Here is a 1415-nt window from a genome sequence, read left to right as displayed (position 1 = left end):
GCCGGGGGGCCGGTGGCCCCCGGTCCCTCCGTGCCGCTCGCCGCCGCCGTGCCGCCCGCCCCGCCCGCCGTCACCGCCTAGGAGGTCTTCCGGTGCCACGTCCCTTCACCCTCTTCACCGGCCAGTGGGCCGACCTGCCGCTGGAGGAGGTCTGCCGGCTCGCCCGGGACTTCGGTTACGACGGGCTGGAACTCGCCTGCTGGGGCGATCACTTCGAGGTCGACAGGGCCCTCGCCGACCCGGGCTACCTGGTCGGCCGGCGGGCGTTGCTCGACAGGTACGGACTGACCTGCTTCGCGGTCTCCAACCACCTGGTCGGCCAGGCGGTGTGCGACCACCCGATCGACGAGCGCCACCGGGCCATCGTCCCGGCCAGGATCTGGGGCGACGGGGAGCCGGAGGGCGTACGGCGGCGGGCGGCCAGGGAGATGGCGGACACCGCGCGGGCGGCGGCCGCGTTCGGGGTGCGCACGGTGGTCGGCTTCACCGGCTCGTCCATCTGGCACCTGGTGGCGATGTTCCCGCCGGTGCCGGAGCGGATGATCGAGCGCGGTTACGAGGACTTCGCCGAGCGCTGGAACCCGGTGCTGGACGTCTTCGACGCCGAGGGCGTCCGCTTCGCCCACGAGGTGCACCCCGGCGAGATCGCCTACGACTACTGGACCACCCGGCGCGCCCTGGAGGCACTGGACCACCGCCCCGCCTTCGGGCTCAACTTCGATCCCAGCCACTTCGTCTGGCAGGACCTCGACCCGGTGGGCTTCCTCTGGGACTTCCGGGAGCGGATCTACCACGTGGACTGCAAGGAGGCCCGCAAACGGCTCGACGGCCGCAACGGCCGGCTCGGCTCGCACCTGCCCTGGGGTGATCCGCGCCGGGGCTGGGACTTCGTCTCGGCCGGGCACGGGGACGTGCCCTGGGAGGACGTCTTCCGGATGCTGCGCTCCATCGGCTACGACGGGCCCGTCTCGGTGGAGTGGGAGGACGCCGGGATGGACCGGCTCACCGGCGCCCCCGAGGCGCTGGCCACCCTGAAGCGGTACGACTTCGACCCGCCGTCCGCCTCCTTCGACGCGGCCTTCGGCTCGGCGGACTGACCCGTCGCCGGTGCGGGCGGCCCGGTGGCGCACCGCGCCACCGGGCGGTCCGGCCTGCCCGCCTGGCGGCTTTGTCCTCTGCCGGGGAAAAGTTCGCCGGACTTTGCGCGCAAGGTCTATCCGGCCGGGACGAGGCAGGCTAACGTCCCTCCCGGCCCGCATTTTGAGGTGTACATCACAATGTCGGGATCGTGGTCCCGGAGCAGCACAGCGGTGCGCATAGCACCGGCGACGGGGGTGTACCGCATCCGCGAGGGGGTGCATGCCGCACCCGCGAGGGGGTGCGCACCGCGCCCCCTCGCGGGTGCGGCATGCACC

General features: G+C 73.1%; 1 protein-coding gene. It reads left to right on the top strand.

Features of this window, described 5'->3' with window-relative positions:
- Positions 1 to 92 precede the first annotated feature (92 nt).
- Positions 93 to 1097 carry a sugar phosphate isomerase/epimerase family protein gene (locus C6N75_RS12905; protein ID WP_105869027.1) on the top strand — a complete coding sequence of 335 codons (1005 nt, stop codon included), beginning with the start codon at positions 93 to 95 and terminating at the stop codon, positions 1095 to 1097.
- The last annotated feature ends 318 nt before the right edge of the window (positions 1098 to 1415 follow it).

Source organism: Streptomyces solincola (assembly GCF_002982015.1).
GTDB classification, from domain to species: Bacteria; Actinomycetota; Actinomycetes; order Streptomycetales; family Streptomycetaceae; genus Streptomyces; species Streptomyces solincola.
The sequence above is the reverse complement of the archived record's forward strand: the minus strand, read 5'-3'. Positions and strand labels throughout refer to the sequence as shown.